At 69.7% G+C, this 14,104-nt stretch carries 16 protein-coding genes and 1 pseudogene; 6 read left to right on the top strand and 11 right to left on the bottom strand.

The annotated features are described in order from the left end of the window. Positions 1-110: 110 nt before the first annotated feature. Positions 111-464: an alcohol dehydrogenase catalytic domain-containing protein gene (locus FXN61_RS38800; protein WP_167978889.1), complete on the bottom strand. Its 354-nt coding sequence runs from the start codon at positions 462-464 to the stop codon at positions 111-113. A gap of 121 nt (positions 465-585) precedes the next feature. On the opposite strand from FXN61_RS38800, the gene FXN61_RS55905 reads away from it, so the two are divergent. The 3 genes from FXN61_RS55905 to FXN61_RS38790 are packed head-to-tail and all read left to right on the top strand — an operon-like array spanning position 586 to position 2,512. Continuing rightward, positions 586-1,515: a carboxylesterase family protein gene (locus tag FXN61_RS55905; RefSeq protein WP_223165795.1), complete on the top strand. Its 930-nt coding sequence runs from the start codon at positions 586-588 to the stop codon at positions 1,513-1,515. Beyond that, positions 1,512-1,757 carry a hypothetical protein gene (locus tag FXN61_RS55900; protein ID WP_312878337.1) on the top strand — a complete coding sequence of 82 codons (246 nt, stop codon included), beginning with the start codon at positions 1,512-1,514 and terminating at the stop codon, positions 1,755-1,757. The genes FXN61_RS55905 and FXN61_RS55900 overlap by 4 nt, the downstream gene beginning before the upstream one ends. Further along, a complete protein-coding gene (locus tag FXN61_RS38790; protein ID WP_167978888.1) occupies positions 1,754-2,512 on the top strand; it encodes a class I SAM-dependent methyltransferase in 759 nt (252 codons plus the stop codon). The genes FXN61_RS55900 and FXN61_RS38790 overlap by 4 nt, the downstream gene beginning before the upstream one ends. A gap of 293 nt (positions 2,513-2,805) precedes the next feature. Here the strand turns inward: FXN61_RS38790 and FXN61_RS38785 are convergent, their stop codons facing one another. The 4 genes from FXN61_RS38785 to FXN61_RS38770 form a co-directional block, all read right to left on the bottom strand. Continuing rightward, a complete protein-coding gene (locus tag FXN61_RS38785) occupies positions 2,806-3,855 on the bottom strand; it encodes an RNA polymerase sigma factor (RefSeq protein WP_246292571.1) in 1,050 nt (349 codons plus the stop codon). Between the two features lie 12 nt (positions 3,856-3,867). After that, positions 3,868-4,290 carry a YciI family protein gene (locus FXN61_RS38780; RefSeq protein ID WP_167978887.1) on the bottom strand — a complete coding sequence of 141 codons (423 nt, stop codon included), beginning with the start codon at positions 4,288-4,290 and terminating at the stop codon, positions 3,868-3,870. A gap of 182 nt (positions 4,291-4,472) precedes the next feature. After that, the gene (locus tag FXN61_RS38775; protein ID WP_312878338.1) at positions 4,473-5,669 is read right to left on the bottom strand and encodes an SPFH domain-containing protein; all 1,197 of its coding nucleotides are present in this window, start codon (positions 5,667-5,669) and stop codon (positions 4,473-4,475) included. Between the two features lie 35 nt (positions 5,670-5,704). Then, the gene (locus FXN61_RS38770; protein ID WP_167978885.1) at positions 5,705-6,130 is read right to left on the bottom strand and encodes an NfeD family protein; all 426 of its coding nucleotides are present in this window, start codon (positions 6,128-6,130) and stop codon (positions 5,705-5,707) included. A 154-nt stretch (positions 6,131-6,284) separates the two neighbouring features. Here FXN61_RS38770 and FXN61_RS38765 point away from each other — a divergent pair, with 154 nt between their 5' ends. Next, positions 6,285-6,866 carry a dihydrofolate reductase family protein gene (locus tag FXN61_RS38765; protein ID WP_167978884.1) on the top strand — a complete coding sequence of 194 codons (582 nt, stop codon included), beginning with the start codon at positions 6,285-6,287 and terminating at the stop codon, positions 6,864-6,866. Here FXN61_RS38765 and FXN61_RS38760 read toward each other — a convergent pair. The 6 genes from FXN61_RS38760 to FXN61_RS38735 all read right to left on the bottom strand — a co-directional run bounded on the left by FXN61_RS38760 (position 6,847) and on the right by FXN61_RS38735 (position 11,342). After that, positions 6,847-7,653 (bottom strand): DUF3097 domain-containing protein, encoded by an 807-nt coding sequence (locus tag FXN61_RS38760; RefSeq protein ID WP_167978883.1) that lies wholly within the window; start codon positions 7,651-7,653, stop codon positions 6,847-6,849. The two genes, FXN61_RS38765 and FXN61_RS38760, sit on opposite strands and share 20 nt — an antisense overlap. Before the next feature lie 11 nt (positions 7,654-7,664). After that, a complete protein-coding gene (locus FXN61_RS38755; RefSeq protein ID WP_167978882.1) occupies positions 7,665-8,366 on the bottom strand; it encodes an aminoglycoside phosphotransferase family protein in 702 nt (233 codons plus the stop codon). Beyond that, positions 8,363-8,782: a hypothetical protein gene (locus FXN61_RS38750; protein ID WP_167978881.1), complete on the bottom strand. Its 420-nt coding sequence runs from the start codon at positions 8,780-8,782 to the stop codon at positions 8,363-8,365. The genes FXN61_RS38755 and FXN61_RS38750 overlap by 4 nt, the downstream gene beginning before the upstream one ends. A 142-nt stretch (positions 8,783-8,924) precedes the next feature. Next, positions 8,925-9,968, bottom strand: coding sequence for a S66 family peptidase (locus FXN61_RS38745; protein WP_223165793.1), 1,044 nt, complete (start codon positions 9,966-9,968; stop codon positions 8,925-8,927). A gap of 17 nt (positions 9,969-9,985) precedes the next feature. Beyond that, positions 9,986-10,774, bottom strand: a complete 789-nt coding sequence (locus tag FXN61_RS38740; RefSeq protein WP_167978880.1) for an Rv2133c family protein — start codon at positions 10,772-10,774, stop codon at positions 9,986-9,988. Between the two features lies 1 nt (position 10,775). Next, positions 10,776-11,342: an Rv2134c family protein gene (locus FXN61_RS38735; protein ID WP_167978879.1), complete on the bottom strand. Its 567-nt coding sequence runs from the start codon at positions 11,340-11,342 to the stop codon at positions 10,776-10,778. 78 nt (positions 11,343-11,420) lie between these two features. Here FXN61_RS38735 and FXN61_RS38730 point away from each other — a divergent pair. Both FXN61_RS38730 and FXN61_RS38725 read left to right on the top strand, forming a co-directional pair. Further along, positions 11,421-13,304: pseudogene (locus FXN61_RS38730) on the top strand (prolyl oligopeptidase family serine peptidase). Then, positions 13,301-14,104, top strand: an 804-nt coding sequence (locus FXN61_RS38725) for a S66 peptidase family protein (RefSeq protein ID WP_167978878.1), incomplete at its 3' end; no start/stop codon positions are given. The pseudogene FXN61_RS38730 and the gene FXN61_RS38725, both read left to right, overlap by 4 nt.

Raw genomic sequence — 14,104 nt, 5'->3', positions numbered from 1 at the left:
CCATCACCGACGCCTCAGGCCTCAGAATGCGGGCAGCAGTCGGCCGGCCACGTCCGCGGGGACCCTGACAGCGTGCCGTCGGCCGAGCGGCACGGCCGCACGGCCTCACCTCACGACCGTCGCTGGCCCCTGGTGCCCCAGAACCCACCGCTGCGGCACGAGGTCTGCAGCCCGGCCTGGCAGTACGCACACGTGCCGTCGCTCCACACGAACGGTGCGATGACCCGGTCGCCGACGTTGACGCTGTGCACGTCGCTGCCGACCTCGTCGACGATGCCGAGGAACTCGTGCCCGATCCGCTGCCCGCCCTCACGCTTGGCCACACCGCGGTACGCCCACATGTCACTGCCGCAGATGCAGGCCAGCTCGACCCGGACGACGACGTCGGTGGCCTCCTTGACGGCCGCGTCCGGCACCTCCTCAACGCGGATGTCACGGGTGCCGTAGATCGTCGTAGCCCGCACCGGGCGCCTCCTCGGTCTCGTTTCTCAACCGTCACATGGTGCTCCTGTCTCGGTCTTCCCGCCGAATCGAGACGCTGTGGAATTGGTTACCAGGTCCAGGTCGCGCACTAGAGTCGTGTTCATGCTGATCAACACCACTGCGGGCACGCTCGAGCCAGAGGTCTCCGAAGGCCTCGTGCGGGCACGCGGTGTCCGTTATGCGACGGCTTCCCGGTTCGCCGAGCCCGAGCCGTACACGTGGCACGGCGTGCTCGACGCCACCCGGCGCGGCCCTGCCTGCCCGCAGCCGCCGTCGTCGCTCGTCTCGGTGGTCGGCAGCTCGGTCGAGGGCCTGGTGTTCGACGAGCACTGCCAGGTTCTTTCGGTCACCGCGCCGGTCGGCGCGGCAGACCTGCCCGTGATGGTCTGGTTCCACGGCGGCGCCTACGTCACGGGCAGCGGGGAGTCCACCAAGTACGACGCTTCGTTGCTGGCGTCCGAGGGCGTCGTCGTGGTCAGCGTGAGCTACCGCCTCGGCGTCTTCGGTTACCTGCGGGACAACCTCGGACTGCTGGACCAGCTCGTCGCACTGCGGTGGGTGCGGGACAACATCGCCGCGTTCGGCGGCGATCCCGCGAACGTGACGGCGTTCGGTCAGTCGGCGGGCGCGGACTCGGTGTACGCGCTGATGGTCGCCACCGACGAAGTCCTGTTCCACCGCGCGATCCTGCAGAGCGCGCCGCTGGGCGCCCGCGGCCCCGAGCGCGCCGACATGACGTCGGCCTGCGCGAGTTCGTCACCGTCGACGCCTCCACGTCGGTGGACGACGTGCTGGCCGTGCAGAAGGAAGTCCCGGCGATGGCGGCGCGGTTCGGCCCGGCCGGCGGCATGCCGTTCGGCCCGGTCCTGGACGAGATCAATCTCGCCGCGCCGGCTTCCAGGATCGAGCTGCTCGTCGGGCACACACAGGACGACGCCAGCCCGTACGTGGCTGAACAGCCTGATGCCTGGGCGATCGCGACCGAGCTCGTCTTCGCCGGTCCTGCCCGTCAGCTGGCCGAGGACTGGATGAAGGCAGGTGGGCAGGCCGCCACCTTCAACTTCAAGTGGACGCCTTCCGGAGCACCTTTGGGTGCGTGCCACTGCATGGAGCTGCCGTTCCTGTTCGACCCGGCTGCCTGGTCTGGCGCGGGCATGCTGGCCGGGCAGGAGCCGGACCCTTCGCTGGCGAAGACCGTGCGGAGCCTGTGGGCGGGTTTCGCACGAAACGGGATGGACGCGCTGCCATCGCGGTCGCTTGAATTCGGCGGGTGACCGACCGCGAGCGTTTGCGCACCACGTTCGGAGAGGACGCGGCCCGCTACCACCGGGCACGTCCCACCTATCCGCCGGAGCTGTTCTCCCGTCTCTCCGGCTCACGGATCCTGGAGATCGGAGCCGGTACCGGCCAGGCCACGCTGCCGCTCACCGCGCTCGGTGACGTGACCGCCGTCGAGTTGAGCCCGGAGCTGGCCGCTGTCGCGCGCTCGCACGCACCTGCGGCCCACGTGGTCGTCGCGAACTTCGACGAATGGCCGCTGCCGGCGGAACCGTTCGATCTCGTGGTGTCCGCGACGGCGTTCCACTGGCTCGACCCCGCTACTCGCATGGCTCGATGTGCCGCGGTTCTGCGGCCTGACGGCGCACTGGCGGTGATCTCCACGCACCACATCGCGGGTGGCACGTCGCAGTTCTTCGTCGACGTGCAGGAGTGCTACGAGCGCTGGGATCCCGCCACCCCGCCCGGCCTGCGGCTCTCCCCCGCCTCCGAGATCCCGTGCGAGTTCGACGAGAGCGATCTCTTCGACGAACCGGAGTTCCACAGATACGAGTGGGAGCAGGCCTACGACACCGAGGCGTACGCAGACCTGCTCCTCACGTACTCGAACCACATCGCGCTGCCTGCCCGCGACCAGCTGATCGCGGACATCCGGCAGCTCATCGACACGCGCTACGGCGGCCGGGTCGTCAAGCGGTACATGACCCAGCTCGCCGTCGCTCGCAGGTCGCGAGCCGATTCGTTGCCCTGACGACAGACGCCCGTGGTCTCGACTGGATGAGGCTGCACGCCGTTTCGTGCGGACACGTTCGCCCCGTTGCCGCTGCGCTTGGTCGTCGACAGCGGTTGCGGCGCGAACGTGTCCGGAGTGGACGGTCCCATGAGGACCCGCAGGATGTTCGTGATCCCGTTCCGTTGCCTGAAGCGTGAGCACAGATGTACATCCGCCGCGTTCAAGCAGCCGGCACCTTGCGACACCGACGTTGGCCGCACCTGGTCGGCGCGGTCTTCCCGTGGCAGTACCCGCGCCCACAGGTGTGGGTCTTACTCGGGTTTCCATCGGGCTGTCACGACGCAACTCGCCGCCACCCGGCACACAGGTTCGACGTCACCCCGGCCGGATGGACATGCCCGCACCTGAGCGTCACCATTACCCGTTGCCGTTGCCGTTGCCGTTGCCGTTGCCGTTGCCGGGTCGGCGAGCGCCGGCCGGGCGGCCAGCGCGGCGCGGCCGCGGGCGATGGCGGAGCGGTCCCAGCGGCGCCGGTCCTGGTCCTCCAGCAGGATCGTCTCGCCGTCGGGACCTCGCCGGGCCGGGAAACGGGCGGCGGTCAGTTCCAGCAGGGCGAGCAGGCTGTGGACTTCGGGTTCCTCCGGCATCAGCCGCGACAGGATCCTGGCGAGGCGCTGGGCCTCCCCGGCGAGGTCCAGGCGCATGACCTCGTCGCCGGAGCTGGCAGAGGAGCCCTCGGTGAAGATCAGGTAGAGGACGCTGAGGACCTGCGCGAGGCGTGCCGGGCGTTCGTTGACCGGCGGGACCTCGAACGGCACGTTCGCCGCGCCGAGGGTCTTCTTGGCCCTGGTGATGCGAGCCTGCACGGTCGCGGTCGGCACGAGGAACGCCCGCGCGATCTCGTCGCTGGTCAGACCGCCGATCACGCGCAACGTCAGCGCGACCCCCGCTTCGCGTGACAGCACGGGGTGGCACGAGGTGAAGATCAGGGCGAGGGTGTCGTCGTCGATCTGGTCGGGGTCCCACAGCACGTCGTCCGGTGCGGGTCCGGGGTCGGTGGCGCCGGTGAGAGCGCCGCCCTCGGCGAGGTTGTGGGCCAGGGCGGCGTACTTCTCGTCACGGGTGCTGCGGCGGCGGAACGCGTCGATCGCGCGGCGCCGCCCGACCGTGAGCAACCACCCGGCCGGGTTGTTCGGCACGCCCTCGCGCGGCCAGGTCACCAGCGCCTCGGCGAGTGCTTCCTGGGCGAGGTCCTCCGCCAGCGCGAAGTCGCCGGTGTAGCGGGTCAGCGCACCGATGATCCTCGCGGAGTCGATGCGCCACACCGCGGCTACGGCCTTGCGGCCCGTGGGGTCGCTCATGGGCCTATCAGATCAGAGCTGGTTGTTCGCCTCGCGCCAGGCTCGTTCCTTCTTGATCCACTCGTTGTCCTGGGGGAACTCGTCGATCGTGGGGACGCGGCGGATCTCGGTCTTGAAGCCGGCGGCGGTCATCGGAGTGCGCTTGGCCCACTCGATCGCGTCCTGGATGGTGGGGACGTTGATCAGGTAGAAGCCGTTGAACAGCTCCTTGGTCTCCCCGTACGGGCCGTCGGTGACGACGGGCGGTTCGGAGGAGAAGTCGACGACCACACCTTCCTCTGCGGGGGCGAGCCCCTCGGCGGCGATCAGGACGCCGGCCTCGATCAGCTCCTCGTTGAACTTGCCGACGGTCTCGAGCATCTGGTCGAAGTCGATCTCGCCGAGGTTGCCCCAGGCCTCGTCGGAGGTCACGCGCCAGATCAGCATGAACTTCATGTGTGGTCACTCCCCAGTGGGATCGTCGGGTCCGTTGTGGACCCTTTCACGCTCAGGTCGAACGGGCACGCCGTTCTATCGACACGTGGCCCGGAATTTTCTCGAACTTTCTGTTTCCGCTGGTCACGCGACTGAGCGGCCCGCCCCGGTGTGTCCGGGACGGGCCGCTGAAGGTGTCGTGCTCAGAGCTGTTCGTCGGGCTGGTGCAGTGAGCGCGGTTGCTCCGTCTCCAGCTCCGGTACCGGGGAGGCGGCGCCGACCGATCGCGGTGTCGTGCTCAGCGGGCCGGGCACCTCCTTGCGCGCCACGGCCTCCGCGGCGGCGACGGCGGCGGCGACCTTGGGGTCAGGGGCGGTGTCGAACCAGTCGGCGACCGACGGGTCGTCCTGCTCCGGTTTGGGCCGCTCGCCGGTGTCGGCGGGTGGCTCGTAGCGGAACACGCCGTCGTCGCCGGGTGCGCCGAGCATGCGGGCGAACCCTTCGAGGGCCTTGCCGTAGTCGGACGGGATCATCCAGACCTTGTTCGCGTCACCCTGCGCCATCTGCGGCAGCGTCTGCAGGTACTGGTAGGCCAGCACCTCCGGCGTCGGCTTGCCGTCCTTGATCGCGGCGAACACCTTCTCGATCGCCTTGGCCTGGCCCTGTGCCTGCAGGTAGCGGGCGGCACGTTCACCCTGCGCCCGCAGGATGGAGGACTGGCGTTCGGCCTCGGCGGTGAGGATCGCGGCCTGCTTGGCGCCCTCTGCGGCGAGGATCTGCGACTGCTTCTGGCCCTCCGCGGTCTTGATCGAGGACTCCCGCTGGCCCTCGGCGGTGAGGATCATCGCGCGCTTCTCGCGGTCGGCGCGCATCTGCTTCTCCATCGAGTCCTGAATGGACGGTGGAGGGTCGATGGACTTCAGCTCCACGCGGGCCACGCGCAGACCCCAGCGGCCGGTGGCCTCGTCGAGCACACCGCGCAGCTGACCGTTGATGTGGTCGCGCGAGGTGAGCGTCTCCTCCAGGCTCATGCCACCGACGAGGTTGCGCAGCGTCGTGATGGTGAGCTGCTCGACACCGACGATGTAGTTCGAGATCTCGTAGACCGCGCTGCGCGGTTCGGTGACCTGGAAGTAGACGACCGTGTCGATGGACACCGTGAGGTTGTCCTGGGTGATCACCGGCTGCGGGGGGAACGACACGACCTGCTCGCGCAGGTCGATGCGGGCCCGCACCTTGTCGATGAACGGCACGATGATGTTCAGGCCGGGTGCCGCGGTGTTGCGGTAGCGGCCGAGGCGTTCGATGACAGCGGCCTGCGCCTGCGGGATGACCAGCACCGACTTGACGGCGATGGTCAGCACGAAGATCGCGATGACGGCCACGACCACAGCGGTGATCGGGTCCAACTCGGTTCACACCCTCCTGGGAGCGCTCATACCGCGGCGATCACCACGGCCATCGCGCCCGAGATCTCGACAACGGTGACGGCTTCGCCTGCTTCGACCACGGACCCGTCCAGGGTGCGCGCGCTCCAGGTCTCGCCGCCGATCTTCACCTGCCCGCCGTGCTCGTCCACCTGGGACAACGCGATGGCCCTGCTTCCGAGCAGTGCCTCGTGGTGCATTCTGATCCCGGAACCGAGCTGCAGCCGCTTCTTGACGAAGGGCCGGGCTCCGACGATCAGGCCGACCGACGACACCGCGAAGACGAGCATGCTCACCAGGTCGCCGGCGCCCAGTGCGGACACTCCGGCCGCGGCCAGCGCGGCGGCGCCGAGCATGACCAGCACGAAGTCACCGGAGAGAACCTCGGCGACGACGAGCAGGATCCCGACGATCAGCCAGATCAGCGCGGCCATGGCCCATACATACACCAACGGGGACCGCGCGGCTCCGAGATTCACCGTGCTGGGCCCTCGACCGTGACGAAATCGATCAACCGGCGGTGTCGAAACCGCGCCCGGCCGTTCGTGTGGCCGGTGACAGGGTTTCTCGCGGGAAAGGGGTACGGCGATGAGTTCGATCTCCGCCACGATGTTCATGACCCTCGACGGGGTGGTGCAGGGGCTGGGGCGGCCCGACGAGGACACCCGCGGCGGCTTCGTGCACGGCGGGTGGGGTGCCCGGTACAACGACGACGTCCTGGCCGCCGAGATGGGCAAGGGCATGGCGCGGCCCGGCGACATGTTGTTCGGCCGGCGGACCTGGCAGGACTTCGTCACGGTGTGGGCGGGGGCGACCGACGGCAACCCGTTCACCGCGCACATGAACGCGGCGCGCAAGTACGTGGTGTCGCGGACGCTGCTGGACGCGGACGCGTGGCAGAACTCGGTGCTGCTGCGCGATATCGAGGCCGTCTCGCGGCTCGGCGGTGATCTGTCGGTCATCGGTAGCGCGTCGCTGGTGCGTTCGCTGCACGCGGCCGGCCTGGTCGACCGCTACACGCTGGTGAACCATCCGCTGACCCTGGGCAGCGGCGCGCGGCTGTTCGAGGGGCCTGCCCCGCTGACGGAGTTCTCCCTGACCGGCAGCGTCACGACCACCAAGGGCGTGATCGTCGCCCACTACACGCGGGTCAGTCCCGGGGGACGGTGACGAAGTCGATCAGCCGCTCGACGGCGCCCAGCAGGTCGGACTCGATGTCGCGGTAGCTGCTGACGGCGCCCAGGACCCGCTGCCAGCCCTGCCAGGTCTCGCCCCAGCCGAGCTCGGCGCACACGCCTTCTTTCCATCCGACGGTGCGCGGGACGACGGGCCAGGCCTCGATCTTCACGGCCCGGGGTTTGACGGCCTGCCAGATGTCGACGTACGGGTGGCCGGTGACCAGGACGTTCTCGTCGCGGATCTGGTCGACGACGCGCTGCTCCTTGGAGCGCGCGACGAGGTGGTCGACGAGGACGCCCAGGCGGCGGTTCGGGGCCGTGCCGAACTCCGCGATGCGCTGCGGGAGCTCGTCGACGCCGTTGAGCGGTTCGACGACGATGCCTTCGACGCGCAGGTCGTGGCCCCAGACGCGTTCGACGAGCTCGGCGTCGTGTTTGCCCTCGACCCAGATGCGGCTGGCCTTGGCCGTCTTGGCGCGCAGCCCTTCGACCTTGACCGAGCCCGAGGCGCTGATGCGGGGTTGTTGCTGCGGTGGCGGGGGTTTGACGAGGGTGACCGGCTGGCCGTCGACGAGGAAGCCGGCGGGGTGTAGCGGGAACAGCCGGTGGCGGCCGTGGCGGTCCTCCAGGACGACGTGGCCGTGCTCGAACTTCACGACGGCGCCGCAGAAGCCGCTGGCGGGGTCCTCGACGACCAGGCCCGGTTCGGCCGGGATCTCGGGGACCTTCTTGCGTTTCGGGGTCGACAGGATGTCGCGGCCGTAGTCGTGGGAACGCACGGTTGGGAACCCTAGCTGTAGAAGGGTTTGAAGGCGGTGAACCACTCGTGGACACGGTCGAGGTCCACGTCGGCACCGTGCAGGTCGTGGTTGCCGTGCACGAAGTCCATCCAGTCGAACGCGGGGTCGCCGGCGTGTGCTCTGGGGTCGATGGCGACCGGTCCGCGCGGGCCTTGCAGGACGTTGCCGGGGTGCATGTCGCCGTGCAGCAGGACGGGTTTGACGTTGTCCTCGGCGAGTGCGCGGGCCCGGCGGTGTTCGGCGGCGTAGTAGGTGCCGGTGCGGCGGGTCAGCAGGGTCTCGAAGAGGAAGTCGACGCGGGTTGTCAGCGGCGGGAAGCCGGCCGGGTTCGCCTCGTGCAGTTGCGGGACGACCTTCGCGGGGTCCGGGGCGAGTGTGCCGGGGCTGATCGTTTCGAGCAGCAGCGCGCCGTGGGCGAGGTCGGTGTCCAGCAGGTCGACCATCGCCGGGGTGCCGGCCCACGCGGTGAGCGCTCTGGCTTCGAGAGCGGCGACCTCGTGGTCCGGGCACAGCTTCAGCACTGCGTTCGTGCACAGGAAGGTGGTGCCGGTGCTGCCGGGCATGAGCTCGACGACGGTGAGGTCCCAGCGGGCGGTGAGAGTTGCGAGAAGGTCGGGCAGCGCTTCGATCCACCCGGTCACGTCGTCGCCGAAACGGCGGGTCAGCCGGGTTCGGGCGTCCTCGCCGATCACGCGGCTCGCGCCTGGCGCCGGAACTGGTAGTCGGCGAGCGCCGGGCGCCACAGGCCGTTGGCGTCGAAGCACGTGGAGAGCAGCCGCAGGTCGGCGCCGTCACCGGCGACGGCGACCTTGCCGCCGACGACCCACCTGTTGACCGGCAGCAGCGGGATCGGCCAGCCGGCCACGACGAGCCGGTCGCAGACCAGGCGCTGCAGGCGGCCGCCGTCGTTGTCGACGATCACCGCGGGGGTGTCGAGGTCGAAGTCGCGGACGATGGCGAGCGGGTAGCACCGCACGCCGATGCCGGCGAGCGCGTCGGCGCCTGGTCCGATCAGGTGAACCGGCCCGAACCTTCTGGCCAGACAGGCGGCCGCTCTCGCGCCGAGATCGGCCGCGCCGACCACGACGATCCGTTCGAAATTGCTCATGTCACCCGTGTCCCGCATTCACAATTCATGCGTTTCCGCAGGTCAGAACGCCCACATGAAGATAGGGGCACGATGATCCGCACGTCAATGCCAGCGCATCTCATTTGGGCTGTATCAATGGGCGAACAATGGTGCGGTTTGTTCAGTAGGTGACGGTGATCGTGCGTTCCGGGCCGTTGACCTCGATGGTGCCGCCGACGGGGATGACGACCTGGGGGTCGGTGTGGCCGAGGTCGACGTCGAACACGATCATCGTGTCCGGCGCGTACTCGGCGAAGGCCTTCAGGACCGCTTCGCGCTGCGCGGTGGTGTGCGTGGCGCGGTCGGTGTCCTGGTTGGTGAAGAACCAGGACTTGGCCCGGCCGACGAGCACGGCCGCGAACCGCCGCAGCAGACCGCGTTCGCCCATGTTGCGCAGGATCCGGTACACCTCGGTCGCGGACGGGATCTCCTCGGAGGTCTCGAAGAACAGCACCCCGCCGTCGTAGTGCTCGGGGGCGTTGATCTCCCGGTCGGCCATCATGAGCCAGGACAGGATCTCGAGGTTGCCGCCCCACGACCGGCCCCGCACCGTCCGGCCGGGCTGGTGCCAGATCCATCCGCCGCTCGGCTCGAGCACGGGTTCGGCGGCGAAGGCAGCCGGGTCGTCCCAGGGGCTGTCCTTGTCGCCGTAGGCGGTGCTCTCGGTCAGCCGGTACTCGCCGGAGGTGAACAGGGCGGCCTTGAGCGAGCCTGCGGTGGTGGGGTGCATGGCGCCTGGCCGGCCGAACTGGACCATGACGCTGCCGCCGTAGTAGCCGACGATGCCGCGGTTGGCCAGCCACACCAGCAGGTTCGTGTTGTCGCTGTGGCCGAAGAACGGCTTGGGGTTCGCCGTGATGAGCCCGGCGTCGAGGTGCGGCAGCACGGTGATCTGGTCGTCGCCGCCGATGGTCGCGATCACCGCTGTGATCGTGGGGTCGGCGAACGCGGCGTGCAGGTCGGCGGCGCGTTCCTGCGGGCTGGAGCCCGGCTTGCGGGTGGCCGGGTACTCGACGGGCTCCAGGCCGAAGTCCTCGCGCAGCCGCTTCAGGCCCAGTTCGTGGGGCAGCGGGAAGAGGCCGGGCAGGCCCGAGGCCGGGGAGACGATCGCGACCCGGTCACCGGGACCGGGCTTGGGCGGGTAGATCATGCGCGGGTGGATCATGCTGGGTCACGCATGGTTCAGAACGCGGGCCAGGGAATTGCCGGCCAGTCGCCGGAGGGTTCGGGGTAGACGCCCGCGGCCAGCAGCTTGTCGGTGCGCTCCCCCACGGCCCTGATCTCGGCGCGCGTGAGGTGGTCGTGCAGCGACTCCCCCAGTGCTCCGTCGAGCTCCGATCTGAGCCGGCGCAACGACTCCAGGACCTCGGCGGGCAGGGGCTCGCGGGCCCAGCCCCACAGGACGGTGCGGAGTTTGGGTTCGGTGTGCAGGCAGATGCCGTGGTCGACGCCGTAGATCGCGCCGTCCAGCGCGTGCAGGACGTGGCCGCCTTTGCGGTCGGCGTTGTTGACGACGACGTCGAAGGCGGACATCAGGGCGATGCGCGGGTGGTCGGCGTGGACGAGGACGGCGGGCTCGCCGAAGCGGTCGTGGGCGTGGAAGACGGGGATCCAGCCCGGTTGGACCTCGTCGACGCCGATGATGTCGACGAGCTCGTCTTCCTCGCGGGTGTCGACCCAGAGCTGGACCATGCCGGAGCCGAACGGGCCGGGGCGCAGCACGGTCGGCGGCACGATGTCCAGTCCCCCGGCCGCGGAGATCAGGTAGGTGGCGACCTCGCGGCCGGCGAGCGTGCCGTCGGGGAAGTCCCACAACGGCCGTTCGCCGCGCACGGGTTTGTAGACGCACTGGGCGTCGACGCCGTCGAGCGCGATCTTGCAGAACAAGGTGGCGTTGGAGGCGTCGACCAGGCGGCCTTCGACCTCGATGCGGCCGTGGTTCAGCAACTCCAGGGCCGCGGAGGTGTCCATCTCAGTCTTCTTCTGTGCGGCGGTAGCCGTTCTGCCGCGGGCAGATGTGACCGTCGGGGTCGAGCGGTTCCGCGCACAGGGGGCAGGGCTTGCGGCCGGCGTTGACAACGCGGTCGGCACGTTCGGCGAAGGCGCGGGCGGCGGACGGGGACAGGAAGACCCGCACGGCGTCGGGGCCTTCCTCGGTGTCGTCGAGCACGACGGCCTCGTCGACCTCCTCCTCGGAGATCGCCAGGAGCTCGATCACGACGGCCTTGGACTCGGCGTCCCAGCCGAGTCCCATGGTGCCGACGCGGAACTCCTCCTCGACGGGCACGTCGAGGGGTTCGGTGTCGAGGTCGTCCGGTGGTGCGTCGTCGGGCACGTCGGTGCCGAAGCGGCGGTGCACCTCCTCGAGCAGCGAGCCGATGCGTTCGGCGAGAACCTGTACCTGCTGCTTCTCGAGCGCGACGCTGATCAACCTGCTCTGCTCGGAGGCCTGCAGGTAGAAGGTGCGGTCACCGGGCTGCCCGACGGTCCCTGCGATGAACCGGTCGGGTGCGCGGAATACATGAATGACGCGAGCCATGGCACCTACGACCCTAGGCCACGCGGAGATCGTCGGCAGGTCCTCCCCCACCAAACACTCCGCGTATAGGGTCGGGTTGTGGTGAAGATCGCTTCGTACGGTACGTGGACCTCGCCGATCAGCGCCGGCGACACCTCCAAGCCGGGCGGTGGGTTCCAGTGGGCCGACCTGCACGGCGAACGGGTGTGGTGGGCGGAGAGCCGTCCCGCCGAGAGCGGCAGGGTGGCGCTGGTGCGCGACGGTGTGGAGGTGCTGCCCGCGCCGTGGAACGCCCGCAACCGGGTGCACGAGTACGGCGCCGGCCGTTCGTGGTGCTCTCCGAGGACCGGGTGGCGTTCACGCATTGGGACGACCAGCGCGTGTATGTGTTCGACCCGGACAGCCCGCAGCCCACGCCGCTGACGCCGGAACCCCAGCGCCACCACGGAGTGCGCTACGCCGACCTGTCCGCGGGTCCGGACGGCGAGGTGTGGTGCGTGCGGGAGACGATCACCGGTGAGGCCCGCACGGACGTGCGCCGCGACCTGGTGGCGATCACCGCTTCCGGTGAGGTGCGCGTGCTGGGCGCCTCGCACCACTTCATGACCGGCCCGAAGATCAGCCCGGACGGCACGAAGTACGCGTGGATCGGCTGGAACCACCCGCAGATGCCGTGGGACGGCACCGAACTGTGCGTCGCTTCTGTTGGTTCGTCCGAACATCGTGTTGTGTCCGGTTCGGACACCGAGGCGGTGTGCCAGTTCGAGTGGGAGGGCGACTCGCTGCTGGCACTGACCGACCCGGACGGCTGGTGGAACCTGTTCCGCGTCGCTCCCGACGGCACCCGCAAGAACCTGGCGCCGTGCGAGGAGGAGCTGGGCGGGCCGATGTGGAGGCTGGGCAACCGCTGGTTCGCCACGCTTTCGCCGGGCCGCTACCTGGTCGTGCGGTCAGGGCACCTGGCGGTGCTCGACGAGCGCAGCGCGAGGTGACGACGTGCAGACCGACCTGCCGACGTGGGCGCCGGAGCTGTCGGTGCGCGACGGTGTGGTGATCTGCGGGGCGGCCGGGCCGGCGTCGGAGTTCGCCGTCGTGCGCCTGGATCTGTCGAACGGCGAGCCGACCTACCTCACCGGTGGCGACGAGTCGCCGGAGACGGCGTACCTGCCGGTGCCGGTGGAGCGGATGTTCGGCGAGATCCCCGCCTACGTCTACCCGCCGTCGAACCCGGACTTCGCCGGGCCCGAGGGCGAGCTGCCGCCGTACGTGGTGCACGTGCACGGCGGGCCGACCGGGCGTGCGTTGCCGAAGCTGGACACCGACATCGCGTACTTCACCAGCCGTGGCATCGGTGTGGTGGCGGTGAACTACGGCGGCTCCACCGGGTATGGCCGTGCGTTCCGGGAACGGCTGCGCGAGCAGTGGGGTGTCGTGGACGTGGAGGACTGCGCGTTCGTGGCCCAGCAGCTGGCGAAGGAGGGTACGGCGGATCCCGCACGGCTGGGGATCCGCGGTGGTTCGGCGGGTGGCTGGACGTCGGCCGCGTCGCTGACCTCCACCGACGTCTACCGGTGCGGCATGGTCGCGTTCCCGATCCTGGACCTGGCGGGGTGGACGTCGGAGGGTGGCGAGACGCACGACTTCGAGTCCCGCTACGTCGAGGGCCTGGTCGGCACGCTCCCCGAGGCCGCGGACCGCTACCGGGACCGGTCGCCGTCGACGAAGGCGCGGTCGGTGTCCGGACCGGTGCTGCTGTTGCAGGGCCTGGAGGACGAGATCTGCCCGCCGGAGCAGGCCGACCGGTTCGCCGCCGATCTGGCCGGGTCGGGGATCCCGCACGCGTACATCACGTTCGAGGGCGAGCAGCACGGCTTCCGCAAGGCCGAGAACATCAAGACCGCGCTGGAGGCGGAGCTGTCGTTCTACGGCCAGGTGTTCGGGTTCGAGCCGCCGGGCGTGCCGGTGCTGGAACTGTCCGAGTGATCCATAGCTTGCTGTCCGCGGGGGATCGGGTTGCGCTGGTGTCACCGGCCGGCCCGGCCCAGCCCTCCAAGCTCGCCGCGGGTGTCGCGGTGTTGCGGTCGTGGGGCCTGGAGGTCACCACACCCGTGGTGCAGCCGTGGTCGCTGCCGTACCTGGCGGGTTCGGACTCGGCGCGGGCAGCGGAGTTCGTGTCGGCGTGGTGCTCGGACGTGGCCGCGGTGTTCTGCGTACGGGGCGGGTACGGGTGTCTGCGGATGACCGACCTCGTGCCGTGGAAGGACCTGCCGCCCCGGGTTTTCGTGGGCTCCTCGGACGTGACGGTGCTGCACGCCGAGCTGAACCTCGTCGGGTTGCCGACGGTGTTCGGGCCGATGCCGGGCACGTCCGACTTCGTCGACGACCCGCTGGCCCAGTCTCGGCTTTTCGAGGTGTTGTTCGAGGGTGTCCGGTCGTGGACCGCTGGAACGCCTGTGGTGCCCGGTACCGCTCGTGGGGTGCTGACGGGTGGGAACGCGGCGTTGCTGGCGGCGTCTGTGGGCGGGCCGCGGTGGGAGCCGCCGGTGCCGGGTGCGATCGCGTTGCTCGAGGACATCGGTGAGGAGCCCTACCGGCTGGACCGGATCCTGACGCAGCTGGTGCGGGCGGGGTGGTTCGAGCCGGTGTCGGGGATCGTGCTGGGGTCGTGGACGGACTGCGGGGACGGTGCCAAGCGCAATGAGGCGGAGTGGTTCGCGGGTGATGATCCGTCGATTGACGGCACCGGTAACGGCCACGATCTGACGCTGACTGGGCTCGATCCC

The organism is Lentzea indica, from assembly GCF_012184385.1.
In the GTDB taxonomy this organism is placed as follows: Bacteria; Actinomycetota; Actinomycetes; order Mycobacteriales; family Pseudonocardiaceae; genus Lentzea; species Lentzea indica.
Note: the sequence above shows the minus strand (reverse complement) of the source record. Positions and strands in the feature narration are given on the sequence as shown.

What these genes read in the sequence shown, in the direction of transcription:
- FXN61_RS55900 (WP_312878337.1), top strand. Translation starts at nt 1,512, where the DNA reads ATGAAGGCAGGTGGGCAGGCCGCCACCTTCAACTTCAAGTGGACGCCT.
- FXN61_RS38740 (WP_167978880.1), bottom strand. Translation starts at nt 10,774, where the DNA reads ATGGACACCTCCGCGGCCCTGGAGTTGCTGAACCACGGCCGCATCGAG.
- FXN61_RS38785 (WP_246292571.1), bottom strand. Translation starts at nt 3,855, where the DNA reads ATGAGCGACCCCACGGGCCGCAAGGCCGTAGCCGCGGTGTGGCGCATC.
- FXN61_RS38750 (WP_167978881.1), bottom strand. Translation starts at nt 8,782, where the DNA reads ATGAGCAATTTCGAACGGATCGTCGTGGTCGGCGCGGCCGATCTCGGC.
- FXN61_RS38765 (WP_167978884.1), top strand. Translation starts at nt 6,285, where the DNA reads ATGAGTTCGATCTCCGCCACGATGTTCATGACCCTCGACGGGGTGGTG.
- FXN61_RS38780 (WP_167978887.1), bottom strand. Translation starts at nt 4,290, where the DNA reads ATGAAGTTCATGCTGATCTGGCGCGTGACCTCCGACGAGGCCTGGGGC.
- FXN61_RS38745 (WP_223165793.1), bottom strand. Translation starts at nt 9,968, where the DNA reads ATGATCCACCCGCGCATGATCTACCCGCCCAAGCCCGGTCCCGGTGAC.
- FXN61_RS38735 (WP_167978879.1), bottom strand. Translation starts at nt 11,342, where the DNA reads ATGGCTCGCGTCATTCATGTATTCCGCGCACCCGACCGGTTCATCGCA.
- FXN61_RS38770 (WP_167978885.1), bottom strand. Translation starts at nt 6,130, where the DNA reads ATGGCCGCGCTGATCTGGCTGATCGTCGGGATCCTGCTCGTCGTCGCC.
- FXN61_RS55905 (WP_223165795.1), top strand. Translation starts at nt 586, where the DNA reads ATGCTGATCAACACCACTGCGGGCACGCTCGAGCCAGAGGTCTCCGAA.